We start from the raw sequence: 22,721 nt of genomic DNA, 5'->3' as shown, positions 1-22,721 counted from the left end.
ATGGACAAGACCAACCCCCTGAACGCTCAGGCCCGCGCCTACAGCGACGAGCTCGACATCCGCATCACCGACTCCTCGCTCCGCGACGGCTCCCACCACAAGCGCCACCAGTTCTCGGTCGAGGACGTCCGCAACGTCGTCGCCGCGCTCGACGGTGCCGGCGTCCCGGTCATCGAGGTCACCCACGGCGACGGGCTCGGTGGCGCGTCGTTCAACTACGGCTTCGCCAAGTCCTACGACCAGGAGCTCATCAAGGCCGCGGCCGAGACGGCGAAGCAGGCTAAGATCGCGTTCCTCACGCTGCCCGGCCTGGGCATCAAGGACGACATCCTCAAGGCGCGCGACAACGGCGGCTCGATCTGCCGCGTCGCCACCCACTGCACCGAGGCGGACGTCTCCATCCAGCACTTCGGCTACGCCCGCGACCTCGGGCTGGAGACCGTCGGCTTCCTCATGATGAGCCACACCCAGCCGCCGGAGGTGCTCGCCAAGCAGGCCCGCATCATGGCCGACGCCGGTTGCCAGTGCGTCTACATCGTCGACTCGGCCGGCGCACTGGTCATGGACCAGGTCTCGGACCGCGTCTCCGCGCTGGTCGCGGAGCTCGGCTCCGACGCGCAGGTCGGTTTCCACGGCCACGAGAACCTCGACATCGGCGTCGGCAACTCGATCATGGCCATCCGCGCGGGTGCCCAGCAGATCGACGGCTCGACCCGACGCTTCGGCGCCGGCGCCGGCAACACGCCCGTCGAGGCGCTGGTCGGCTGCTGCGACAAGCTCGACATCCGCACCGGCATCGACTTCTTCAAGATCGCCGACGCGGCCGAGGACGTCGTCCGCCCGCTCATGCCGAGCGAGTGTGTCGTCGACCGCCAGGCGATGATGCTCGGCTACGCCGGCTGCTACTCGTCCTTCATGAAGCACGCCGAGGGCCACGCCGAGCGCTACGGTGTCCCCGCCTCCGAGATCCTGCTCCGTGCGGGTGAGCGTCGCCTGGTCGGCGGCCAGGAGGACCAGCTCATCGACATCGCGCTGGAGATCCAGAAGGAGCGGGCGAACGCCTGATCCCCACTCCGCCCACCGCAGCCGCGCACCCGTCCCGACAGGTGCGCGGCTGCGGCGGTGTCAGGCCCTCTTCACCACGCTCGACTTGAGGTGCATGGGGCCGAAGCCGTCGATGCGGCAGTCGATGTCGTGATCGCCCGGCCCGTCGACCAGCCGGATGTTGCGGACCTTCGTGCCGACCTTGATCGGCCCCGAGCCGCCCTTGACCTTGAGGTCCTTGACCACCACCACCGTGTCGCCGTCGGTGAGCACGTTACCCACGGCGTCGCGGATCTCGCGTACCGCCGGGTCGGACTCGGCGGAACCGTCGCCGCTCGTGCCGCCGCCGTCCGCGGGCCATTCGTGCGCGCACTCCGGGCAGACCAGGAGCGGCGGTATCTCGTAGGTGTACTCCGAGGCGCACTCGGGGCAGGGCGGGGGCGTCGTGGCTGTCACGGGTCGACCCTAGCCCCGCCGAGTGCCCAGGTCACGACCGGCTCGAGGGTCGCCTCGTCGACCAATCGGAGACGGCGTGAGTGCAGCAGCAGCTGCGCGGCGGGAGCCTCGGGTGTCCTGCGGAGTTCGCGGCGCAGGGCGGCCATGAGGACGCGGTCGGGCCAGGTGAGCCGCGCCGGGTCGAGGTCCCCGCGGAGCTGGAAGGTGGTGACGGCGCGGCGGGTCGAGGCGACGAGCTTGGCGGCCAGGTCTCCGCGCCCGGGGTCGTCGGCGGGGGAGAGTCCGACGACGACGAGGGCCGTGCGTCCGGGAGCGGAGCGCAGCGCCCGGATGATCCGACGCCGCCCGAGGATGCGTGTCGCGTAGAGAGGGGCGAGCACGATCAACGGGTCGGCGTCGTGGGCGGTGGTCAGCGTCGGCAGTTCGACGGCGGGCGTGCTGAGCTGCTCCGCGAGGGCGACGGCGTACCGGCGCGTGGAACCGTACTTCGAGGTGAAGGCGACGACCGGGGAGTTCACGCTCCCCAGTCTGTCACCCGCGCACCATCGGTACGAGACCTCGCCGCGGTCGCCTCACAGGGGGTTGACCGCCACCTTCTCGCCGGAATCCGAGTAGACGTACCACCCTCGTCCCGTCTTGCGGCCGAGGTCGCCCCGGTCCACCAGACGGGTCACCGAGTCCGCGGGCGCGTCCGCGGGATCCCCGGAGTCGGCGAAGCGCTGCTTCTTGACCAGGTACCCGATGTCTATCCCGGTGAGGTCCATCAGCTCGAACGGCCCCATCGGGTAACCGAGGGCGGTCCGGCAGGCGGTGTCGATCGCCTCGACGTCCGCGTACCCGCCCTCGAGCAGGTGGATCGCCTCGTCGCGCACGGCGCCGAGGATGCGGTTGGCGACGAAGCCCGGGATCTCCTTCTCCAGGACCACGGCCGTCTTGCCTATCTCCTCGACGAACGCCGTCGCGGTCGCCATGGTGGCGTCGGAGGTCTGCGGTCCCCGCACCACCTCGACGCAGCGCATGACGAGAGCCGGGTTGAAGAAGTGCAGGTTGCAGAACCGCTCGGGGTGCGACACCGCCGACGCCATGGCGGAGGGGACGAACGAGGACGAGTTGGAGGCCAGGATCGCCGTCGTCGGCGCGATCGCGGACAGTTCGGCGAACAGCGCGCGCTTGACGTCGAGTTTCTCCACCGCGGCCTCGATCACCAGGTCGGCCGTCCGCGCGGCCGTGTCGCGGTCGGTCGACAGGGTGAGGCGGTCGAAGGCGGCGTCCCGCTGCTCGGCGGTGATCCGGCCCTTGGCGACGCTGGAGTCCATCCGTGTCCGGAGCATCTCACCGGCGCGATCGAGGGCGGACCGGTCGAGGTCGGTGCACGTCACGTCGAACCCGGCGTTGGCGCAGACCATCGCGATCTGCGAGCCCATGGCCCCGGCACCCACCACGAGGACGGTACGGACAGGCGACACCCCGCTCACCGCCCCGCGAACTCGGCGGTCCGCTTGCCGAGGAAGGCGGCGGTGCCCTCGGCCTTGTCCTCACTGCCGTAGAGGACGGCCTGCGCCAGGCGCTCGATCACCAGGCCGGTGCGCTGGTCGGCGTCCATCCCGGAGCGGACGACCAACTTGGCCAGACGGACGGCCAGCGGCCCCTTGGCCGCGATCGCCGCCGCGGTCTCGTACGCGGCGGCCATCAGCTCGTCCGGCGCGGTCACCGAGGTCACCAGTCCGATCCCCAACGCCTCCTCCGCGTCGATGAAGCGCCCGGTGAGGATCATCTCGATCGCCCGGCCGGTTCCCACCAACCGGGCCAGTCTCTGGGTCCCGCCCGCACCGGGCAGCACGGCGAGGTTGGCCTCCGGCAGGCCCAGCTTCGCCCGCTCGGAGGCGATGCGGATATCGCACGCCATGGCGAGCTCGCACCCGCCGCCCAACGCGAAACCGTTGATCGCGGCGATGGTCGGCTTGGGGAACGCCTCGATCGCGTCGAAGGCGCGCTGCATCGCGGAGTCCAACGCGGTGGACGGGGTGTAGTGCTGCAGCTGGGTGATGTCGGCACCTGCGATGAACGCCTTGTCGCCGGCGCCGGTGAAGACGAGGACGGAGACCTCGTCGTCGTCGCCCACCCGGTCCAGTACGGCGGTGAGGTCGGCGATGACGTCCGCGGAGAGGGCGTTACGCACCTCAGGGCGGTCGACGGTGACCACGCAGATCCCGTCCGAGATCGCGACGTCGAGGGTGGAGGTCTGGGGCAGGGTGGAGGTCATGTCAGCTCCGGGGTGAAGTAGTGCTGGTAGGGCCCGCGTCCGTCAACGGGGATGAGGGTGTTGAACGCGAACCGCAACTGCTTGTGGATGTAGGTGTCGAGGTCGTAGAGACGACCGAAGTGCCAGTGCTTGAGCGCCCAGGCGTGGGCGAGCATGACGAGGTCGTAGACCATCAGGTCCACGTCGACGGCGGCGAAGACGCCGGCGGCGATGCCGGACTCGACCGCCGCGCGCAACGGCGCGGCCGTGGCCACCTCGAGTTCCATGATCCGTGCCCGGCCCTCGGGGGGCAGGGTCCGGCTCTCCCGGTACGTGAGCGCCACCGCGTGGCGGTTGGCGTCGATGATCCGGACGTACCTGTCGAACCCGGCGGCGATCCGGTCCACGGGGTCCTCGCCGGCGGCCTCCATGGCCGGGGCGAGCTGATCGGAGAACGCCTCGAGGATCCCCACGATGGCGTCGAGAAGGATCTCTTCCTTGCTGTCGAAGTACTTGTAGATCAGGCCCACGCTGACCTGCGCTTCATCGGCGAGTGCCTGCATCGACATCTGGTGGAAGCCGGTGCGCTCCATCACGGCCACGGCGGCGTCGAGCAGCTGCCGGCGGCGGGAGGAGACCCGGGCCCGACGCACCACGGCATCGACTTCGTGGTCCTTGGATGAGGCGGTCATCAGCGGTGTGGTCCTCTCGTCGAGCTCCCCGCCTGATCTGGTGGTGAGGGTCGGTTCATCACCGTAATGCACCACGGTGCGCGTCATCAGAGCTCCAGGTCCTTGGCGATGATCGTCTTCATGATCTCGCTCGTCCCGCCGTAGATGGTCTGGATCCGCGCGTCGACGAAGGCTCTGGAGACCGGGTACTCGCGCATGTACCCGTACCCGCCGTGCAGCTGCAGGCACCTGTCGGCGACGCTGACCTGCAGCTCGGTGGTCCACAGCTTGAGCCTGGCGGCGCGGGCCGGCGAGAGCTGCCCCGAGACGTGCTCGGCGATGCAGTCCTCGAGGTAGGTGCGCGCGAGGTCGAGCTCGGTGGAGATCTGGGCCAGGACGAACCGGGTGTTCTGGAACTCCGAGACGGGCGAACCGAAGGCCTTGCGATCCCGGACGTACTCGATGGTCCTGGCGAAGACCCCCTCGGCCGCGGCGACCGCGCCCACGGACAGGGAGAGGCGCTCCTGGGGCAGATTGTGGACCAGGTGGCCGAAGCCGTCGCCCTCCGAGCCGAGGAGGTTCTCCACCGGCACACGCATGTCGGTGAAGCTCAGCTCCGAGGTGTCCTGCGCGTGCAGCCCGATCTTGTCCAGGTTGCGGCCCCGCTGGAAGCCGGGGGTGTCGGCGTCCACGACGAGCAGGGACAGCCCGCCGTGTCGGTCAGGCGACGTGCGCACCGCCACGACGAACAGGTCGCCGTTCTGGCCGTTCGAGATGAAGGTCTTGGCGCCGTTGACCACGTACGAGTCGCCGTCCCGGACGGCGGACGTCCGGATCCCGGTCAGGTCCGAACCGGTGCCGGGTTCGGTCATCGCGATCCCGAGGATCGTCTCGCCCGACACGACGCCGGGGAGCCAGCGCGCCTTCTGCTCCTGCGTGGTCAGGTCCGTCAGGTACGGCAGGACCACGTCGTTCTGCAGGGAGAAGGCGATCGCCTCGGCTGCCGCGCCGGAGCGTGCGACCTCGTCGATGAGAACGGCGTTGTACCGGTAGTCCTCGACGCCGGGTCCTCCGTGCTCCTCCGGGACGGAGAAGCCCAGCAGTCCCAGCGTGCCGGCCTCGGTGAACAGCGAGCGGTCGATCCCGTGTGCGGCCTCCCATTCCTCGTGCCGGGGCTCGATCACCGAGGTGACGAAGCCCCGGGCGACCTCGCGGACCGCGTGATGTTCGGGCTCATAGCCCGCCCGGGCGCTCATCGGAACGCATTCTGGCCGGTGAAGGCCTGTCCGAGCACCAGCTGGTGCATCTCCGGCGTGCCCTCGTAGGTGAGCACCGACTCGAGGTTCACCATGTGGCGGATCACCGGGTACTCGAGCGAGATGCCGTTGCCCCCGAGGATCGTCCGCGAGGTCCGACAGATCTCGAGGGCCTCTCGGGTGTTGTTGAGCTTGCCGAAGCTCACCTGCTCGGGCCTGAGTCCCGGCCCGTCCTTGAGACGACCGAGGTGCAGCGAGAGCAGCTGACCCTTGTGCAGCTCGACGGCCATGTCGGCGAGCTTGGCCTGGGTGAGCTGGAATCCGGCGATCGGCCTGCCGAACTGCGTGCGCTGGACTGAGTAGTCGCGCGCGGCCTCCCAGGCCGACCGCGCCGCACCCATGGCCCCCCAGATGATCCCGTAGCGGGCCTCGGAGAGGGACGACAGCGGGGCCTTGACGCCGACGACCTCCGGCATGACCGCGTCCGCGGGGAGTCGGACCCCGTCGAGGACCAGTTCGCCGGTGACCGATGCGCGGAGCGAGAGCTTGTGATGGATGGTGTTGCCCTGGAACCCGGGGGTGTCGGTGGGGACGATGAAGCCCCGGATCCCCTCCTCGGTCCGGGCCCAGACCACCGCGACGTCGGCGATCGACCCGTTGGTGATCCACATCTTGCGCCCGTCGAGTATCCAGTCGTCGCCGTCGCGGCGGGCCCGCGTCTTCATCGCGGCGGGGTCGGAACCCACGTCGGGCTCGGTGAGACCGAAGCAGCCGATGATCTCGCCGGCGGCCATCCCGGGCAGCCAACGCTCCTTCTGTTCTTCCGTCCCGCAGTTGTAGATGGAGAACATCGCCAGCGATCCCTGCACGGAGACCAGCGACCGGATACCCGAGTCGGCGGCCTCGAGCTCGAGGCCGGCCCGGCCGTAGTGGACCGCCGAGGCCCCGGGGCAGTCGTAACCGTCCAGGTGCATGCCCAGGACGCCGAGCTCGCCGAAGCCCTTCATGAGCTCCCGGTAGCCGGGGAGGTCCCCGGCCTCGAACCAGTCGGCGACGTAGGGGGTCACGTGCTCCTGGCAGAACCGGCGGACGGTGTCGCGGACGGCGAGTTCGTCGTCGGAGAGCAGCGAGTCCAGGGACAGGGGGTCCACGGGATCGAAGGTGGGGGGTGCGGAGAGAGTGCGCGTCACTGGTCAGCTCCTCGTGGCGGTGTGGGCGGCGGGTGTGTCGGTGAACAGGCCCGCTTCGTAGTCGTGGGCGGCCTGGCGTGAGGCCTTGTAGTGGACCTTCTTGCCCGTCGCGGTGACCGGCAGCGAGTCGGTGAACCGGTAGGCGCGGGGGCGTTTGAAGTCCGAGAGCATGGGGTGGGCACGGCAGTGGGCGTCGAGTTCCTCCGCGGTGAGGTCGGCCCCGGGCGCCGGCACGATGAAGGCGACGACCATCCGGCCCCACTTGGCGTGCGGGACACCCACGACGAGTGAGTCGCTCACCCCGTCGTGGCTGTTGAGCGCTTCCTCGACCTGGACCGGATGGACGTTCTCCCCGCCGGAGACGAACATGTCGTCCTTCCGGCCGACGATCGTGACGAACTCCTCGGCATCCCAGGTGGCGAGGTCGCCGATGTGGAGCCAGCCGTTGTTGAACTTCGCGTTCTCCTTGTCCGAGGCGTTGAAGTAGGTGTTCGCGCACTTGGGGGAGCGGATGATCACCTCGCCCACGTCCTCGCCGTCGCGGTCCACGGTCTCGTGCGGCTCGGCCAGGCGGTCCTCGAACAGGCGGACCACCCGGACGTCGTCGTCGATACAGGCGCTGCCGGCCGTGCCGGCCTTGGCGGCCACGTCGCCGGGCCGCAGGAAGGTGTTCCAGAAACCCTCGGTGGTGCCGTACCCGTTGAAGATCCGGGGGTTCAGCACCTCCTGGTAGCGCAGGGCTGCCTCCCGCTCGAGGGGCGACCCCATGGTGACGATCCCGCGCAGAGAGGACAGGTCGCGAGGTCGCCGCTCCTGTTCGGCGGCGAGCATGGCGAGGTTGGTCGGCGCGCCGATGAGGAACGTGACGCTCTCGCGTTCGACCAGATCCAGAGTGAGTCCGGGTTCGAACGCACGCAGGGGGATCACCCGGCCGCCCACGTAGAAGGTCGGGTTGGGGCCGCCGGAGTAGAGGCCGCCGCGGTGGAACCACGGGGTCATGTTGAGCGTGGTGTCCTCCGGCGAGAGGGGGAAGTGCATGATCACGTCGTGGGCCGAGAAGACCTCGATCATGTTGTTCATCGGCACGGCCTTGGGCATGCCCGTCGTCCCGCTGGTGTAGAGCCGGGTGGTCTCGTCCCACACCGTGACGCCGGTGTCCGGGAGATCGACCTCCTCCGCCGCCAGATCCGACCACGCGATGGTCGTGCTGCCGGCGGCCTCGACGGCGGGGGGGTCGCCCACGCCGACGATGAGCGCGGGCCGGTGGGTGGCGTGGTCGAAGACCTCAGTGACCATCTCGTTCAGCGAGGTGTCGTAGACGAACGCCTTGGGGGCGCTGAGCCCGAGGATGTACGCGGTCTCCCCGGCGGCGAGCCGGAAGTTGACGGGCGAGCCCACCGCGCCGATCGCCTGGGTCGCCAGGTACAGCTCGGCGAACTCGACGCCGTTGAACAGTTGGTACGCGACGACGTCGCCGGGGCCGACGCCGGCCGCCAGCAGTCCCGAGGCGACGCGGCGGACGCGGGTGCCCAGCTCGGCGTAGGTGAGCGTCGCGCCGTCCGGCTCGGTGAGTGCGGGCCGGTGTGCGTACCGGCGCGTGTTGCGCCAGAACGCGTTGATGTAGGTGACGTCCTTCTCGAAGAACCGGCGGTACGGTGCGGGATCGTATTCCATGTCAGCCCGCCATCGTGAGGCCACCGCTGACGCTGATGACCTGGCCGGTGATGAAGGAGGCGTCGTCGGAGGCGAAGAACAGCACGGGCGCTGCGACCTCCTCCGGGGTGGCGAGCCGACGGAGCGGGATGGCCCGGATGAGGGCCTCCTGCAGCTTCTCGTCCTGTGCGCGGAAGAGCGGGGTGTCGGTGGGGCCGGGGCACACGCAGTTGCAGGTGATCCCGTACCGGGCCATCTCGCGGGCCAGGGACTTGGTCAGGGCGATGACGCCGCCCTTCGCCCCGGCGTAGATGGTCTCCCCGGAGCTGCCCACGCGGCCGGCGTCCGAGGCGAGGTAGATCAGCCGCCCCCCGTTGCCGGACTCGGTCATCGCGGGGAGGAAGACCGAGGCCAGGTGGACGGGTCCCATGTAGTTGATCGACACGACCTTCTCGGCGAATTCAGGGCTCGCGTTGAGGAACTTGTCGGTGCGGTCCCATCCCGCGGCGTTGACCAGGACGTCCGGGGCTCCGACCTGCGCGGTGACGTCGTCCCGGAGTGCCTCGACCTGCCCGCGGTCGGAGATGTCGCAGGCGAATGCGGTGATGCGCTCGGGGTCCGAGGCGGCGGTCGCCCGGGCGCCCTCGCCGTCGAGGTCGACGGCGAGGACCCGGTGCCCCCGGCTGGCGAAGGCGAGTGCGGTGGCGCGCCCGATGCCGGAGGCGGCACCGGTGACGAGGACGGTTCGGTGGGTCATGGTGGTCTCCCGGTTGTCAGGTCGGCTGGTGGGTCAGAGGTACTTGGCGAAGTCGGCGGGGCGCTTCTCGGCGAACGCCCGGGCGCCTTCCTGGGCCTCGTCCGTCGAGGCGAACAGGTCGAGAGCGGTCATCGCCATGTTCGAGAAGCCGGCCTGGTGGTCGGTGTCGGCGTTGAAGGACTGCTTGAGGAAGCGGATCGCGGTGGGGCTCTTCTCCGCGACCTCGGCGGCCCACTGCTTGGCCTCGGTCATGAGCTGGTCGGCGGGCACCACCTTGTTGACCAGCCCCATGTCGAGGGCTTCCTGGGCGGAGTACAGGCGGCACCAGAACCAGATCTCCCGCGCCTTCTTCTCACCGACGATCCGGGCCAGGTAGGCCGAGCCGAAGCCGGCGTCGAAGGAACCGACCTTCGGTCCGGACTGGCCGAACCGCGCGTTCTCGGCGGCGATCGAGACGTCGCACAGGACGTGGAGGACGTGGCCGCCACCGACGGCCACGCCGTTGACCGCGGCGATGACGGGCTTGGGCAGGTCGCGGATGAGCTTGTGGAGGTAGCCGATCTCGAACATGCCGGACTCCGAGGGGCCGTAGTCGCCCGTCTCCGCACGCTGCTTGACGTCGCCGCCGGTGCAGAATGCCTTGTCGCCCGCCCCGGTGAGGATGACCGAGGAGACGCCGCTGTCCGCCATCGCCGCGCGGAAGGCCCAGGTGAGCTCCTCGACGGTCTGGGCGCGGAACGCGTTGTAGCGGTCGGGCCGGTTGATCGTGATGATCGCGGCGCGGTCCTCGACGGTGTAGGTGATGTCCGAGTAGGTCCTGCTCATGATGGTTCTCCTTGACGTGGTGTCGGGTGAGTCGTGGGGAAGCGGGGTCAGACGAACGCGCTGACGCCGGTGACGGCGCGTCCGATGAGGAGTTTCTGGATCTGGCTGGTGCCCTCGTAGAGGGTCATGACCCGGGCGTCGCGCATGTACTTGGCGACCGGGTACTCGTCGATGTAGCCGTATCCGCCGAAGATCTGGATCGCGTCGTTGGCGGCGCGGACGGCGGTCTCGGAGGCGTGGTACTTGGCCATCGAGGCCTCGACGCCGAAGGGCTCGCCGCGCTCGAGCAGGTCGGCGGCGCGCCAGGTGAGGAGCCGCGCCGCGTCCACGTCCACGGCCATCCGGGCGATCATGTCCTGGATGAGCTGGTAGGAGGCGATGGGGTTCCCGAACTGGCGGCGTTCGCCGGCGTACCTGACCGACTCCTCGAGGCAGCCCTGGGCGATGCCGACGCAGCCGGCTCCCACCGAGACGCGACCCTTGTCGAGCGAGGCCATGGCCACCTCGAAGCCCTTTCCCTCCCCGGCTTCGCCGCCGAGGAGGGCGGAGGCGGGGACCCGGACGTCGGAGAAGGAGAGTTCGGCGGTGGCCTGCCCGCGGAGCCCGAGCTTGCCGTGGATCTCCGTGCGCTCGAAGCCGGGCGCATCGGTCGGCACCAGGAAGGCGGAGATCCCCCGGGCACCCTCGGCGCCGGTCCGTGCGAACACGAGGCAGACGTCGGCCCAGGTGCCGTTGGTGATGAACACCTTGGACCCGTTGATCACGTAGTCGCCCCCGTCGCGGACCGCCCGGGTCCGGAGGGTGCCGGGGTCGGAGCCGTTGCCCGGCTCGGTGAGCCCGAAGCAGCCGAGGACCTCGCCCGAGGCGATCCGGGGCAGCCATTCGTGTTTCTGCTCCTCGGTCCCGTGGCTCAGGATCGACTTGCCGACCAGGCCCATGGAGACGGAGACGATCCCGCGGACGGCGGAGTCCGCCCGGCCGAGTTCCTCCATGCCGAGGCAGTAGGTGATGTAGTCCCCGCCGGCGCCGCCGTATTCCTCGGGGATGGTGAGCCCGAAGAACCCCAGGTCGGCGAGCTTCGGGATCAGGTCCCGGTCGACCTGCTCGGCGCGGTCCCAGGCCGCACGGTGGGGTACGACCTCGGCGTCGAGGAAGTCGCGCGCGAGCTTCTGGAAGTCGCGCTGGTCCTGGTCGAGAGAAAAGTCCATTCGTGGCCCTCCGGGAAACCTGCCACCGGTTCGGGATGCCTCCGGGTCCGGTGAATGAGCGGTCACTCACTGGCAGTGAATCTACGTTCACGGCAGCGGTGTGTCAACCGTCACAGGGGATTCGGTGGGGAGGGAAGGGCGACGACGACAAGGGCCACCCGCTCCGGGGAGTGGAGCGGGTGGCCCTGGTGGCGCGAGGGGGACTACTCGGAGTACGACACCTCGACGCGGTCGGTCTTCGGCAGGAGTTGGCAGCTCAGGACGTATCCCTCCTCGACCTCCTCCGGGTCGAGGATGCCGTTGTGGATCATCTCGACCTCGCCGGTCTTGACGATGCAGGCACACGCGGAGCATTCGCCCTTGCGGCAGGAGAACGGGGCCTTGATGCCCTTGGAGAGCAGGACGTCGAGCAGCGGGGTCTGGCGGGGCCAGGACACCTCATGGACCTCGTCGTCCAGCTCGACGATCGCGGTGGCGGGGCCGGCCCCGTCCTCGGACGGGGTGTCGTCGATGACGATCTCCGCGAACGGATCGCCCTCGATGGAGGAGAACACCTCCGTGTGGATGAGGTGCATGTCGGCGCCGGAGCGTCGCAGGCCGTTCTTGACGGTCTCCATGAACGGCGCGGGGCCACAGATGTAGGAGTGGCGCTTGGCGGCGACGGGCTGGAGGAGGTTGCCGATCATCTCGGCGGTCGGGATGCCGGAGACGGACTCGAGCCAGTGGACCACGGTGAGGCGGTCGGGGTTGGCGCGCTGCAGCTCCTGCAGCTCGTCCTTGAAGATGACCGACTTCTCGTCACGGTTGGCGTACACCATGACGATGTGGCCGGTGCCCTGCGCGAGCGCGGACTTGAGGATCGACATCACCGGGGTGACGCCCGACCCGGCGGCCAGGAGGATGAAGTCCTGGTCGAGGTTCTTCGGCGTAAAGATGCCCGACGGCGCGAGGACGTGCATGGCCAGGCCGGCCTCGGCGTTGTCGCACAGCCAGTTGGAGCCGTAGCCGTCGATCGTGCGCTTGACGGTCACCTTGAGCTGGGAGTCCTCGGTGGGGGAGCTCGACAGCGAGTAGCAGCGGGCGACCGAGCCGGTCTGGTCGCTGGGGATGCGCAGGGTGAGGAACTGCCCCGGTGTGTACCTGAAGTCGTCCTCGCAGCCGGCGGGGATGTCGAAGACGATCGACTTGGCGTCGGCGGTCTCCTCGATCACGTCGGCGATCGTGAGTTCGCGGACGAAGGAGCCGAGCTGTGGGGTGTCGGTCATGTGTGCGGAGCCTATCGCTTTGATACGCGGGGACGGGGGTCGCGGGGCACTATCCCAGACGGCGGCGACTCCCCCCGAGTTTTTCTCGCTCAGTGGAAGTCGCCGGCCGTCGGGTGGTTACTCGGGTACGTACAGCGGGTTCACCATGTGTTCGTCGTCAGCCGGGTCGACGGTCTCGGCGAGGGTGATCAGGCCCTCGGCGTAGGCGTAGCGGATGCTCGCGAGCATCCGGGGACACGTGTCCTCGCCCTCGGGTCGCTCGCCGCCCGCCCGCCAGTCGGTCAGGACGGGGCACGCGCGATCACTCCCGTCGGCCCACTGGATCGACGTGTGCTTCTCGCTGTTCTTCCGCACCTTCACGCAGGTGCCGCAGGCGCGGCACTCCACGGGCTGGAAGCCCGCCCGGGTGTACGTCTCGCGGTCGAGGTCGGTGTACGAGTGGAGCTTCGCGGCACGCTCCGGGTCGGTCTCGTCCCACGTGGGAGCGCGCCGCGAATCGAACTGCTTGAACATCACTTGCCGGACCGCGACGCCTTGGCCTCGCCGGCGACCTCGGCCATGCCCGTGTACTGGGTCTGCTCGTCGGAGATCTCGGCCTCGCCGGCCTCCTGCTTGGCCATGTTCTCGGCGACCTCCTTCTCCCAGTACTGGTTGGCGGCGGTGGTGTCGACCTCGAACTCGAAGCGGTCCGTCATCTCCGGCGTGACCTTGTCGCGGTCCACGTAGAACTGCTCGTACCAGCGGCGCAGCTGGTAGACGGGGCCGTCCTCCTCGCACAGGAGCGGGTTGGCGATCTGCGACTTGCGCTGCCAGATCCGGACGTCCTGCAGGAAGCCCTCCCCGAAGAAGGTCGCGATCTTGGCGGCCATCTTCTCGGAGGTGGCGTCGTCGAAGCCCTGGGGCTTCTTCACCGACAGGCCGTACATCAGCACGAACGAGTTCTGGTCGATCGGGTAGTGGCAGTTGATGAGGATGGCCTCGGTCTCGAAGCCGCCGTACATCTGCTTGAGCGGGTTGATCATGTACGACGGGCCGAAGTAGGAGGCCTCCGACTCGAGCAGGGTGTCGCCGTACTTGCCGCCGGAGGGGTCGTGGTCCGGGCGGCCCTTGGTGTTGAGGTACTGCGTGGCCTTCTGGCCCTCGAAGACGTTCTTGAAGTACGTCGGGAAGGCGTAGTGGATGTAGTAGAAGTGCGCCATGTCGACCACGTTGTCGACGATCTCCATGCAGTTGGAGCCCTCGATCACGAGGCGGTTCCACTGCCAGTCGGTCCACTCGCCGGTCTCGTACTCGGGGATCGCGGGGATGGCGTCCTCGGGCTGCGGCGGGTTGCCCTCGTGGTCGTGCCACACGAAGACCTGGCCGGACTGGACGTTGGTGATCCACGAGCGGGTCTTGGCGCGGAGGGGCACGCGCTTGGCGTACGGGATGCCCTTGCACTTGCCGTCGCCGCCCCAGCGCCAGTCGTGGAACGGGCAGGCGATGTTGCCGTCCTTGATGGAGCCGTCGGACAGGTCGCCGCCCAGGTGGCGGCAGTAGGCGTCGAGGACGTTGATCTCACCCTCGTCGTTCGCCCACACCACGAGCTTGGTGCCGAAGGCCTGGATGGAGTGGGGCTTGCCGTCGGTGAACTCCTTGACGGTGCCGATGCAGTGCCATCCGCGCGCGTATCGATCCCGGACCTCGCCGGTGTCGATCTCGCGGACGGCTCCGGGGGCCGAGCCGGGTGCGGTCATGTCTTCCTCCTGAGGGGCGTGAGCCGTATGAGAACAGGTTATAGAATGAGGTGGCGGGCCACAACCAGGGAGCGTTAGTGCTGGCACGGGGTGCCAGGGTCTCCGGTCCGAGGGCGGTCGCCTGGTGCAAAACTGTAACGTGTTCTAGTCTAGACCGCATCACCCCCACGCACTGCCAGAGAGGTACACATGAGCGAGTACGCCTCCCACGAGGTCATCGACCGCATCAAGGCCCTGCTGCCCGGATTCGCCGAGCGCGCCCAGGAGACCGAGGACCTGCGCAAGGTCCACCCGCAGAACATCGCGGAGCTCGACGAGGCCGGCTTCTTCAAGCTCTGCCAGCCGGCCCAGTGGGGCGGGTACGAGGCGGACATGGAGACCTTCTACACCGCCGCCATGACCATCGCGACCGCGTGCCCGTCCACCGGCTGGTGCGCGAGCATCCTCGGCATCCACAACTGGCACCTGGCGCTGTTCCCGCAGCAGGCACAGGAGGACGTCTGGGGTGAGGACCCGACCGTGCGGATCTCCTCCTCGTACGCCCCGATGGGCGCGGCGAAGAAGACCGCCGACGGTCTGGTGCTCAACGGCAAGTGGTCGTGGTCCTCGGGTAGCGACCACGCCGACTGGGTCTTCGTGGGCGGCCCGGTCCTCGACGAGAACGACAAGATGGTGGACTTCTGCACCTTCCTCGTGGAGAAGTCGCAGTACGAGATCGTCGACGTGTGGCACGTCGTGGGCCTCAAGGGCACCGGCTCCAACGACATCGTCGTCAAGGACGCCGTCATCCCCGAGCACCGCGTCCTGTCCTTCGGCCTCATGGCCGCCACCAAGGCGCCGGGCCTCGAGGTCAACACCAACCCGATCTACAAGATGCCGTGGGGCACCATCCACCCCACCACCATCTCCACGCCGATCGTCGGCATGGCGTTCGGTTGCTACGACGTGCACCGGTCGCACCAGCAGGACCGGGTCCGCGCCGCGTTCGGGACCAAGGTCAAGGACGATCCCTTCGCCAAGGTCCGTCTGGCCGAGGCCGCCGGCGACATCGACGCCGCGTGGCTGCAGCTCATGCGCAACGTGCGCGAGGAGCAGGACCTCATCAAGGCCGGGGACTTCCCGGGCATGGACATCCGCACGCGGGCCCGTCGCGACCAGGTCCGCGCCACGCAGCGCGCGATCGACGCCATCGGTCTGCTGTTCCAGAACTCCGGCGCCCGCGCGCTCGAGGTGAGCTCGCCGATCCAGCGGTTCTGGCGTGACGCCAACGCGGGTAGGGTCCACGCCGCGAACGAGGCGACCAAGGCGTACATCATGTATGGACAGAACGAGTTCGGCGAGAAGGTCACGGACTCGATGGTCTGATCCGTCGTCGGCGGATCGAAGGGACGGGTAACAGATGACCATCAGCAATTTCGGGTACGTCCGCGTCTTCGCGACGGACATGGACGCCTGGCGCGAGTACGGCACCAAGGTGCTGGGCTTCGTCGTGGGCTCGGGGGAGGACCCCGACGCGATCTACTTCCGCATGGACGACCACCCCCACCGGTGGATCATCGTTCCCGGCGAGGAGGACAAGCTCTCCGCGGTGGGCTGGGAATGCGCCAACGAGGGTGAGTTCGAGGACGTCAAGCGGCGGCTCGACGCGGCCGGTGTGCCGTGGGAGGACGCGCCGGCGGAGGTCAAGCGGGACCGCAAGGTGCGCGGGCTCATCACCTGCAAGGACCCGGCCGGGTTCACGCTGGAGATCTACCACACCATCGCGCTGCAGCACCGCCGCATCCCGACGCCGTACGGGCACGAGTTCGTCACCGGCGACCAGGGCGCGGGCCACATCGTGCTGTCGACGCCGGACGAGGCCGCGGCGCTCGAGTTCTACCGCGACGTGCTGGGCTTCTCGCTGCGCGACTCGATGAGCCTGCCGCCGGAGATCGTGGGCCGCCCGGCCGACGGTGAGCCCGCCTGGCTGCGGTTCCTCGGCTGCAACCCGCGGCACCACTCCCTGGCGTTCACGCCGTTCCCCAACCCGACCGGCATCATCCACCTCATGGTGGAGGTCGGCACGGCGGACGACGTGGGACTCGCGCTCGACCGGGCCATGCGCAAGAAGGTCCGCCTGTCGGCGTCGCTGGGGCGTCACGTCAACGACAAGATGCTGAGCTTCTACATGAAGACGCCCGGCGGCTTCGACTGCGAGTACGGCTGCGAGGGTCAGCAGGTGGAGGACGACGAGAAGTGGGTCGCCCGCGAGTCCACGGCCGTGAGCCTCTGGGGCCACGACTTCTCCGTCGGACTCAAGTAGCCCCCTAGGCTGGGCCCCGTACCCCCCGCGGGGCCCGGCCGTCGCCTCGGCGACCCACCCCCACAGATCTGTAGTCCAGGAAGGACCGACCCCCATGAGCAGCACCGACGAACGCCCGGAGGGGCAGTCCTTCAGCAGCCGTGAGCTTCGCGACGCGCTGGGCCAGTTCTGCACGGGCATCACCGTCATCACCGCGGTCGAGGACGACAAGCCGGTGGGCTTCGCCTGCCAGTCGTTCTCGGCGTTGTCCCTGGAGCCGCCACTCATCCTGTTCTGCCCCATGAAGACCTCCGGGTCGTGGAAGGGGATCGAGAAGGCGGGCAAGTTCGTCGTCAACATCCTCTCCGAGGACCAGGAGGACGTCTCGTCGACGTTCGGTCGGCGCGGGGACGACAAGTTCGCCGAGATCGCCTGGTCGCCGAGCCCGATGGGCTCGCCGGTGATCGACGGGGTCATGGCGTGGCTGGATTGCGAGATCGACCAGGTCCTCGACGGCGGCGACCACTGGATCGTGCTGGGGCGGGTGGACAACATCGGCCCGACGAAGCGGGACATCCGCCCGCTGCTGTTCTACCGCGGTGCCTACCTCAGCATCGAGGAGGACGTGGTGGATCCGACGCCCGAGCAGTTGGAGCTGGAGAACTTCATCACCTCCGCCGATTCGTACACCTGGCTGTGAGGCGGACGCGATGACGGGGAACGCGACGGGCCCGCTGGCGAAGGCGCTGGCGGAGGCGGAGGAGCTCATCCGGACGGCGCCGCACGTGCGCACGGAGGCCGATGTCGCGGAGGGGCTCGAGTACCTGCTCGGCACGGTCCGCGGCGCGATCGAGACGGGCCAGCACCGCGGCCGCACGCACCCGCAGCTGTTCCAGGCGACGGGCCCGTACACCAAGATGGGCCTGGACAACCCGGACACCCTGTACTTCTACGCCAACCTCGCCGACGGCGCGGAGTACGAGATCGAGGGGCGGCGCGGCACGACCGCCGACCTGTCGTTCCAGGTCATGTCGGGGAACTACTCGGCCGACGAGCGCGCCGCGTCGCATGCGGCGTTCGACGACCGGGCCCTGGAGATCGACGACGAGGGCCGGTACCGCTTCCGGTTGGGGCCGGCGAGGTCCGACGACGACGAGGGCGACCCCGGCTACGTGGTGCTGCACCCCGGCTCGTCGATGATCGCCGTCCGCGAGGTGTTCTCGGACTGGGACACGGAGGTCGCCGGGTCGGCGATCCTCCGCAGGCTCGACACGGTGGGCACCGCGCCGGAGCCCGTGTCGCTCGCGGGGCAGGAGAAGTTCTACGCCAAGCTCGCCGAGGCGCTCGTCGGGCGCCTGCGGACGTGGCTGGCGTTCCCCGGCTGGTTCTTCGGCGACCAGCCGCGCAACACCCTGAACGAGCCGCGGCGGACACCCGGTGGGTTGACGACGCAGTACTCGTCGGCGGGGATCTTCGAGCTGGGTCCGGACGAGGCGATCGTCATCTCGGTGCCGGTGGCCGGCGTGCCGTACCAGGGCTTCCAGCTGGGCAGCATGTGGTACGCGTCGCTGGAGTACGTGCACCACCAGACCAGCCTCACGGCCGACCAGGCGCAGGTGACCTCGGACGGGCTCATCCACCTCGTGGTGTCGGAGCGGGATCCGGGCCTGACCAACTGGGTCGAGACGCTGGGCCACCGCGAGGGCATCATGCAGTTCCGCTGGCAGCGCACCGACGGGGCGATCGGCCCGGAGCTGGGGCCGACGGTGAAGGTCGTCCCGTTCGACCGGCTGCCCGAGGAGGTGCCGTGTCACGACGAGCTGCGGGTGACGGCGGAGCAGTGGCGCGAGCGGATCGCGGCGCGCCAGCTGGCGTTCGCGCGGCGGGGCCTGTCGTGAGCACCGCCGGGCAGGACGCCGACCGCGTCCACGTGGGCACGGTCGAGGACCTGCACGCGAGCGCGTCGCGCACGGTGGGGCTCGAGGACTTCGACGACGGCGAGGACCGGCACCGCGAGGCGCTGGGCGTCCTGCTGGACTCCCTGCACTCCGACGCGGGACTGACCCCGGCGGGCAGCAAGTACTGGCGCTCGGTCCTCAAGAGCGCCCTCACCGCCAGGCTGCTGTCGACGGCGGCGCTCGCGAAGGACCCGGCGGGGGCGCGGGCGGCGATCGAGCGGCCCGTCGTCGTCACCGGGTTGCCCCGGACCGGCACCACGGCGCTGCACCGGCTCCTGGGCGCGGACCCCGCCAACCAGGGGCTCGAGCTGTGGCTGACCGAGGTCCCGCAGCCCCGGCCCCCGCGCGAGACGTGGGAGGACGACCCCGCCTACGTCGGTCTGCGCGACCTGTACTCCGGCTTCATGGCCGAGAACCCCGACTACGGGGGCGTGCACTACATCTCCGCCGACGACCTCGAGGAGTGCTGGCAGCTGCTGCGCCAGTCGCTGACCTCGGTCTCGTACGAGTGCCTCGCGCGACTCGACGGCTACTCCCGGTGGCTGACCGAGGTCGACTGGGTGCCCGCGTACCGGCGACACGAGCGGAACCTCCAGCTCATCGGGGCGAACGACCCGGGCCGTCGCTGGGTGCTCAAGAACCCCAGCCACCTGTTCACGCTCGACGCGCTGCTCGAGGTGTATCCGGACGCGGTGGTCGTGCAGACGCACCGCGACCCCCGCAAGTCCATGGCGTCGATGTGTTCGCTCGCGCACCGTACGGCCGCCGACTGGTCCACGCGGTTCACCCCGGAGTACATCGGCGCCTCACAGCTGGACCTGTGGGCGCGGGGCGTGGAGACGTTCGACGCCGCCCGCGCATGTCACGAGGCGGACCCGGCGTCGCGGGCGACGTTCGTCGACGTGGACCACCACGAACTCGTGGACGACCCCGCCGGCGTGGTCGAGCGCGTGTACGCCGCGGTGGGCACGGACCTGTCGGACGACGTCCGGGCGGCGGTGATCGCGGAGAACGAGCGCAGCCTGTCCGGGGACCGGGCGCCCGCGCACCGCTACACGCTCGCGGACTACGGGCTCAGCGAGGAGCTGATCGCCGAGCGGTTCGCCGGTTACCGCGGTCTCGACGCCTGAGGCCCCGGGCGGGGATCCCGCGCTAGAGGTACCGGGCGACCGCCCCGAGCACGCGGTCGGCGACCTCGCGGGTGCAGACGAGCAGGTCGGGGTACTCGATCTGCTCGACGTTGTAGACCAGCTCGCCGCCGTCCAGGGCGCTGGCGTGCAGGCCGCGTTGCTGCACCACGCCGACGGTCGCGGCGGAGTCCCACTGGTGGTGGCCGCTGGTGTGGATGTACGCGTCGCACTCACCCTCGAGGACCGTGGCGGTCTTGCCGCCGCCGGACCGGAGACGGACGAGCTCCGCGCCCAGCTCCGCGGCGAGCTCCTCCGCGAACGCGGGGGGTTCGGTCTCGGAGACCGCGATCCGCAGCCGGTCGTCCACGCGGGGCGGTACCAGCGGGCCGGGCCGCGGCCCGCGGATGATCGACATGGGCTGGTAGGTGGTGGCGCCGCGACCGGTGAGGACGCGACCGTAGGCGGGCATGGCGATCGCGCAGGCGGTGATCCCGCCCACGCCCTCGGGACCGGACTCCCACAGCGCCACGTGCACGGCCCAGTCGGGGCGGCCCTCGGTGACGTACGACCGCACACCGTCGAGGGGGTCGACGAACCACACGCGATCCGCGTCCAGCCGGGCGCGCGAGTCGGGGTCCCACTCGCCGTAGACGAGGTCGTCGGGTCGCGCCACGGCGAGCCGGTCGAGGATGACCGACCGGGCCTCGCCCTCGGCGAACGCACCGAGGTCCTCCGGCGCGACCCGGGAGAACCTGAGGTCGGTGAGCAGCCGCCCGGCCTGGGCGGCGAGGTCCTCGGCCGACCGCTGGTCGTTGGTCCGTCCGTGCGCGGGGAAGGGGGTCATGCGGCCGATTCTAGAGGCCGCCCCTACAGGCCCGCCGCCACCTCCAGCGCGGAGAGGATCTCGTGGGGCTGGCCGAGGAGCTGCGCGGTGCCGTGGGCGCGCTTGAAGTACAGGTGCGCGTCGTACTCCCACGTGATGCCGACGCCGCCGTGGAGCTGGATCGACTCCCCGGAGATCCACTGCAGGGCCTCCGAGCAGTAGACCTTGGCGGCGGCGGCCTCGATCTCCGCGGCGTAGGCGGCCTCGTCGGCAGCGGGGCCGTCCCCGAGGGCCTGGGCCTCGGCCACGAGCGCGGCCGCGGAGTAGGACAGCGACCGGGCGGTCTCGACCTTGACGTACATGTCGGCCATCCGGTGCTTGAGCGCCTGGAACGAGCCGATGACGCGGCCGAACTGCTTGCGCTCCTGCGTGTACTGCACCGTCGCGTCGAGCACGGCGCGCGCGGCCCCGACCTGCTCGGCGGAGATCGCCGCCCACGCCGCCGCGCGCAGGCGTGGCAGGAAGCTCGGGCGGGTGGTGATCGCGGTGGCGGTGGCGCCGTCGAACTCCACGCGCGACAGGGTGCGGGTGGGGTCCATGACCGGCACGCGGGTGACGGTGACGCCGTCCGCGGAGGCGGGCAGCTCGAACAGCCCCACCGTGTCGCCGGTGACGGCCACGACCAGCAACGTGATGGCGGTGTCCGCCCCCAGCACGTGGTGGGCGGTGCCCGTCAGGGTGGCGGAGTCCGGGCCCGTGCCCTCGGCGCGGACGCCGGGGGTGGCCCAGCCGTCCCGGCCGGCCCAGCACAGCGCCGCGACCTCGCCGCCGGCGATGCCGGGCAGGAGGCGGGCCGACGCCCCGGCGTCGCCCGCGGCCAGCAGCGCCTGCGCGGACAGGACGGCCGATCCCAGCATCGGCGACGGCGTGAGCCGCCGACCGAGCTCCTCGCACACCAGGTGGGTCTCGACCCAGGTCGCCCCGGCGCCGTCGAACTCCTCGGGGATCGACAGGGCGGCGGCGCCGATCTGCTCCACCAACGTGGACCAGAGCGCGGGGTCGTACCCGTGCTCGGACGCGAACGCCGTGCGGACGGCCGCGGAGTCGGACTTCTTCTCCAGCAGCGAGGCCACCGACTGCCGCAGCGCGGACTGCTCGTCGGTGTCCACGCCGGGGGAGGCGGTCGCCTCGGTGGCGGGGGCGCTCATCGGGCGGCCCCCGCGGTGGCCGGGGCGCCGGCGCGCAGCGAGTCGAGGATCCGGCCGCGGTGGTAGCTCTGCGTGCCCCACGCGGTCTGCAGGGCGCGGGTCTTGGTCAGCCACAGGCCCAGGTCGTGCTCGAGCGTGTAGCCGATCGCGCCGTGGACCTGCAGTGCGGTGCGCGCCGAGAGGTAGGCGGCGTCCGCCACGGCCACGCGGGCGGCGGAGACGTCGCGCACGGCCGCGTCCGGGTCACCGGGGTTCTCGGCGATCGCCAGGGCGCCGGCCCACAGCAGCGGGCGGGCCATCTCCAGCGCGATCGCGACCTCGGCGAGCTGGTGCTTGAGCGCCTGGTACTCGCCGATGAGCTTGCCGTACTGCTTGCGCTGCTTGGCGTAGTCCACGCTCATCGTGAGCATGGCCTGACCGAGGCCCTGGAGCTGCGCCGCGGTGCCGAGGGCGCCGTGGTTGATCAGGTCGGTCGTGCTCGCCGCCGCGACGCGGGCCCCCGCGGTCGGGGTGGCCACGGTGCGGGCCCGGTCGACCGACCGACGGGTCTCGCCGGCGGAGGCGGTGAACACCTCGTCGTCGTCGACCGTCCACAGGTACTGCGCGACGTGGGGGTCCGGCGCGAACGGCGACACCCCGGGTGCGGCGACGGAGGCCAGCGCACCGCCGGCGATCTCCCCGGCCACGTCCCCGGCGTCGGAGTCGCCACCGAGCGACGCGGCGATACGCGGCGCCACCATGACGGTCTCCACCACGGGGCCCGGCACCGCGTGGCGGCCGAGCACCTCGAGCGCGGCGACGGCCTCCACGGCGGTGGCCCCGGCGCCGCCGGCGGCCTCGTCGACGAGCAGGGCGGCGGCGCCGGTCTCGGCGACGCGTCCCCACACGGTGGTGCCGGGGGCGGTGTCACCGGCGGCCCACGAGCGGATCACCGCGGGCATGTCGGACTTGGCCAGCAGCGAGTCGATGCTGCCGGCGAAGTCGATGATCTCGGGATCGAGTGCGAACTGCATGATGA

23 protein-coding genes are annotated in these 22,721 nt (G+C 70.1%); 6 read left to right on the top strand and 17 right to left on the bottom strand.

What is annotated here, in order from left to right; genetic code table 11:
- On the top strand, positions 1–1,065 hold the full coding sequence (gene dmpG / locus RWK90_RS13460; protein WP_063972988.1) for a 4-hydroxy-2-oxovalerate aldolase: 1,065 nt from the start codon (positions 1–3) through the stop codon (positions 1,063–1,065).
- A 60-nt stretch (positions 1,066–1,125) separates the two neighbouring features.
- On the opposite strand, the gene RWK90_RS13455 is transcribed toward dmpG, so the two are convergent.
- The 14 genes from RWK90_RS13455 to RWK90_RS13390 all read right to left on the bottom strand — a co-directional run bounded on the left by RWK90_RS13455 (position 1,126) and on the right by RWK90_RS13390 (position 14,303).
- On the bottom strand, positions 1,126–1,500 hold the full coding sequence (locus tag RWK90_RS13455; protein ID WP_096906062.1) for a zinc ribbon domain-containing protein YjdM: 375 nt from the start codon (positions 1,498–1,500) through the stop codon (positions 1,126–1,128).
- Positions 1,497–2,018 carry a flavodoxin domain-containing protein gene (locus RWK90_RS13450; protein ID WP_314038121.1) on the bottom strand — a complete coding sequence of 174 codons (522 nt, stop codon included), beginning with the start codon at positions 2,016–2,018 and terminating at the stop codon, positions 1,497–1,499. The genes RWK90_RS13455 and RWK90_RS13450 overlap by 4 nt, the downstream gene beginning before the upstream one ends.
- A 54-nt stretch (positions 2,019–2,072) precedes the next feature.
- Entirely contained in the window at positions 2,073–2,966 is an 894-nt protein-coding gene (locus RWK90_RS13445) for a 3-hydroxyacyl-CoA dehydrogenase family protein (protein WP_314038120.1), read from the bottom strand.
- A 5-nt stretch (positions 2,967–2,971) separates the two neighbouring features.
- Complete coding sequence (locus RWK90_RS13440) at positions 2,972–3,763, bottom strand: enoyl-CoA hydratase-related protein (protein WP_314038119.1); 792 nt, start codon at positions 3,761–3,763, stop codon at positions 2,972–2,974.
- Positions 3,760–4,434: a TetR family transcriptional regulator gene (locus tag RWK90_RS13435; RefSeq protein WP_185951290.1), complete on the bottom strand. Its 675-nt coding sequence runs from the start codon at positions 4,432–4,434 to the stop codon at positions 3,760–3,762. The genes RWK90_RS13440 and RWK90_RS13435 overlap by 4 nt, the downstream gene beginning before the upstream one ends.
- An 86-nt stretch (positions 4,435–4,520) precedes the next feature.
- Complete coding sequence (locus RWK90_RS13430; RefSeq protein WP_185951197.1) at positions 4,521–5,669, bottom strand: acyl-CoA dehydrogenase family protein; 1,149 nt, start codon at positions 5,667–5,669, stop codon at positions 4,521–4,523.
- The gene (locus RWK90_RS13425; RefSeq protein WP_314038118.1) at positions 5,666–6,859 is read right to left on the bottom strand and encodes an acyl-CoA dehydrogenase family protein; all 1,194 of its coding nucleotides are present in this window, start codon (positions 6,857–6,859) and stop codon (positions 5,666–5,668) included. The genes RWK90_RS13430 and RWK90_RS13425 overlap by 4 nt, the downstream gene beginning before the upstream one ends.
- Before the next feature lie 3 nt (positions 6,860–6,862).
- Complete coding sequence (locus RWK90_RS13420; RefSeq protein WP_314038117.1) at positions 6,863–8,533, bottom strand: AMP-binding protein; 1,671 nt, start codon at positions 8,531–8,533, stop codon at positions 6,863–6,865.
- A gap of 1 nt (position 8,534) precedes the next feature.
- On the bottom strand, positions 8,535–9,269 hold the full coding sequence (locus tag RWK90_RS13415) for an SDR family NAD(P)-dependent oxidoreductase (RefSeq protein WP_096906057.1): 735 nt from the start codon (positions 9,267–9,269) through the stop codon (positions 8,535–8,537).
- A 33-nt stretch (positions 9,270–9,302) separates the two neighbouring features.
- Positions 9,303–10,094 (bottom strand): enoyl-CoA hydratase-related protein, encoded by a 792-nt coding sequence (locus RWK90_RS13410; RefSeq protein WP_185951201.1) that lies wholly within the window; start codon positions 10,092–10,094, stop codon positions 9,303–9,305.
- 47 nt (positions 10,095–10,141) lie between these two features.
- On the bottom strand, positions 10,142–11,302 hold the full coding sequence (locus RWK90_RS13405; protein WP_096906055.1) for an acyl-CoA dehydrogenase family protein: 1,161 nt from the start codon (positions 11,300–11,302) through the stop codon (positions 10,142–10,144).
- 203 nt (positions 11,303–11,505) lie between these two features.
- Positions 11,506–12,567: a ferredoxin--NADP reductase gene (locus RWK90_RS13400; RefSeq protein WP_314038116.1), complete on the bottom strand. Its 1,062-nt coding sequence runs from the start codon at positions 12,565–12,567 to the stop codon at positions 11,506–11,508.
- Positions 12,568–12,684: 117 nt separating this feature from the next.
- Positions 12,685–13,080, bottom strand: a complete 396-nt coding sequence (locus RWK90_RS13395) for a hypothetical protein (protein ID WP_096907350.1) — start codon at positions 13,078–13,080, stop codon at positions 12,685–12,687.
- On the bottom strand, positions 13,080–14,303 hold the full coding sequence (locus RWK90_RS13390) for a Rieske 2Fe-2S domain-containing protein (RefSeq protein WP_096906053.1): 1,224 nt from the start codon (positions 14,301–14,303) through the stop codon (positions 13,080–13,082). Before RWK90_RS13390 ends, RWK90_RS13395 begins: the two co-directional genes overlap by 1 nt.
- A gap of 189 nt (positions 14,304–14,492) precedes the next feature.
- Here RWK90_RS13390 and hsaA point away from each other — a divergent pair, with 189 nt between their 5' ends.
- From hsaA to RWK90_RS13365, 5 genes are all read left to right on the top strand, one after another.
- Positions 14,493–15,668: a 3-hydroxy-9,10-secoandrosta-1,3,5(10)-triene-9,17-dione monooxygenase oxygenase subunit gene (gene hsaA / locus RWK90_RS13385; protein WP_063972984.1), complete on the top strand. Its 1,176-nt coding sequence runs from the start codon at positions 14,493–14,495 to the stop codon at positions 15,666–15,668.
- Positions 15,669–15,702: 34 nt separating this feature from the next.
- Positions 15,703–16,605 (top strand): iron-dependent extradiol dioxygenase HsaC, encoded by a 903-nt coding sequence (hsaC, locus tag RWK90_RS13380; protein ID WP_314038115.1) that lies wholly within the window; start codon positions 15,703–15,705, stop codon positions 16,603–16,605.
- A gap of 94 nt (positions 16,606–16,699) precedes the next feature.
- Entirely contained in the window at positions 16,700–17,284 is a 585-nt protein-coding gene (hsaB, locus tag RWK90_RS13375) for a 3-hydroxy-9,10-secoandrosta-1,3,5(10)-triene-9,17-dione monooxygenase reductase subunit (protein ID WP_063972982.1), read from the top strand.
- Positions 17,285–17,294: 10 nt separating this feature from the next.
- A complete protein-coding gene (locus RWK90_RS13370; RefSeq protein WP_314038114.1) occupies positions 17,295–18,482 on the top strand; it encodes a hypothetical protein in 1,188 nt (395 codons plus the stop codon).
- The gene (locus RWK90_RS13365) at positions 18,479–19,672 is read left to right on the top strand and encodes a sulfotransferase (protein ID WP_314038113.1); all 1,194 of its coding nucleotides are present in this window, start codon (positions 18,479–18,481) and stop codon (positions 19,670–19,672) included. The genes RWK90_RS13370 and RWK90_RS13365 overlap by 4 nt, the downstream gene beginning before the upstream one ends.
- Positions 19,673–19,694: 22 nt before the next feature.
- Here RWK90_RS13365 and RWK90_RS13360 read toward each other — a convergent pair whose 3' ends face one another.
- The 3 genes from RWK90_RS13360 to RWK90_RS13350 are packed head-to-tail and all read right to left on the bottom strand — an operon-like array spanning position 19,695 to position 22,716.
- Positions 19,695–20,516, bottom strand: a complete 822-nt coding sequence (locus RWK90_RS13360) for an inositol monophosphatase family protein (RefSeq protein WP_314038112.1) — start codon at positions 20,514–20,516, stop codon at positions 19,695–19,697.
- Between the two features lie 23 nt (positions 20,517–20,539).
- The gene (locus RWK90_RS13355) at positions 20,540–21,703 is read right to left on the bottom strand and encodes an acyl-CoA dehydrogenase family protein (protein WP_314038111.1); all 1,164 of its coding nucleotides are present in this window, start codon (positions 21,701–21,703) and stop codon (positions 20,540–20,542) included.
- Positions 21,700–22,716: an acyl-CoA dehydrogenase family protein gene (locus tag RWK90_RS13350; RefSeq protein WP_314038110.1), complete on the bottom strand. Its 1,017-nt coding sequence runs from the start codon at positions 22,714–22,716 to the stop codon at positions 21,700–21,702. Before RWK90_RS13350 ends, RWK90_RS13355 begins: the two co-directional genes overlap by 4 nt.
- Positions 22,717–22,721: the final 5 nt, after the last annotated feature.

Source organism: Dietzia sp. CH92 (genome assembly GCF_032248695.1).
Taxonomy (GTDB): domain Bacteria; phylum Actinomycetota; class Actinomycetes; order Mycobacteriales; family Mycobacteriaceae; genus Dietzia.
This window is presented reverse-complemented; position numbering and strand designations above follow the sequence as displayed.

What these genes read in the sequence shown, in the direction of transcription:
- RWK90_RS13395 (WP_096907350.1), bottom strand. Translation starts at nt 13,080, where the DNA reads ATGTTCAAGCAGTTCGATTCGCGGCGCGCTCCCACGTGGGACGAGACC.
- hsaA (WP_063972984.1), top strand. Translation starts at nt 14,493, where the DNA reads ATGAGCGAGTACGCCTCCCACGAGGTCATCGACCGCATCAAGGCCCTG.
- RWK90_RS13415 (WP_096906057.1), bottom strand. Translation starts at nt 9,269, where the DNA reads ATGACCCACCGAACCGTCCTCGTCACCGGTGCCGCCTCCGGCATCGGG.
- RWK90_RS13370 (WP_314038114.1), top strand. Translation starts at nt 17,295, where the DNA reads ATGACGGGGAACGCGACGGGCCCGCTGGCGAAGGCGCTGGCGGAGGCG.
- RWK90_RS13430 (WP_185951197.1), bottom strand. Translation starts at nt 5,669, where the DNA reads ATGAGCGCCCGGGCGGGCTATGAGCCCGAACATCACGCGGTCCGCGAG.
- dmpG (WP_063972988.1), top strand. Translation starts at nt 1, where the DNA reads ATGGACAAGACCAACCCCCTGAACGCTCAGGCCCGCGCCTACAGCGAC.
- RWK90_RS13360 (WP_314038112.1), bottom strand. Translation starts at nt 20,516, where the DNA reads ATGACCCCCTTCCCCGCGCACGGACGGACCAACGACCAGCGGTCGGCC.
- hsaC (WP_314038115.1), top strand. Translation starts at nt 15,703, where the DNA reads ATGACCATCAGCAATTTCGGGTACGTCCGCGTCTTCGCGACGGACATG.
- RWK90_RS13390 (WP_096906053.1), bottom strand. Translation starts at nt 14,303, where the DNA reads ATGACCGCACCCGGCTCGGCCCCCGGAGCCGTCCGCGAGATCGACACC.
- RWK90_RS13440 (WP_314038119.1), bottom strand. Translation starts at nt 3,763, where the DNA reads ATGACCTCCACCCTGCCCCAGACCTCCACCCTCGACGTCGCGATCTCG.
- RWK90_RS13435 (WP_185951290.1), bottom strand. Translation starts at nt 4,434, where the DNA reads ATGACCGCCTCATCCAAGGACCACGAAGTCGATGCCGTGGTGCGTCGG.
- RWK90_RS13410 (WP_185951201.1), bottom strand. Translation starts at nt 10,094, where the DNA reads ATGAGCAGGACCTACTCGGACATCACCTACACCGTCGAGGACCGCGCC.
- RWK90_RS13400 (WP_314038116.1), bottom strand. Translation starts at nt 12,567, where the DNA reads ATGACCGACACCCCACAGCTCGGCTCCTTCGTCCGCGAACTCACGATC.
- hsaB (WP_063972982.1), top strand. Translation starts at nt 16,700, where the DNA reads ATGAGCAGCACCGACGAACGCCCGGAGGGGCAGTCCTTCAGCAGCCGT.
- RWK90_RS13355 (WP_314038111.1), bottom strand. Translation starts at nt 21,703, where the DNA reads ATGAGCGCCCCCGCCACCGAGGCGACCGCCTCCCCCGGCGTGGACACC.
- RWK90_RS13350 (WP_314038110.1), bottom strand. Translation starts at nt 22,716, where the DNA reads ATGCAGTTCGCACTCGATCCCGAGATCATCGACTTCGCCGGCAGCATC.
- RWK90_RS13420 (WP_314038117.1), bottom strand. Translation starts at nt 8,533, where the DNA reads ATGGAATACGATCCCGCACCGTACCGCCGGTTCTTCGAGAAGGACGTC.
- RWK90_RS13405 (WP_096906055.1), bottom strand. Translation starts at nt 11,302, where the DNA reads ATGGACTTTTCTCTCGACCAGGACCAGCGCGACTTCCAGAAGCTCGCG.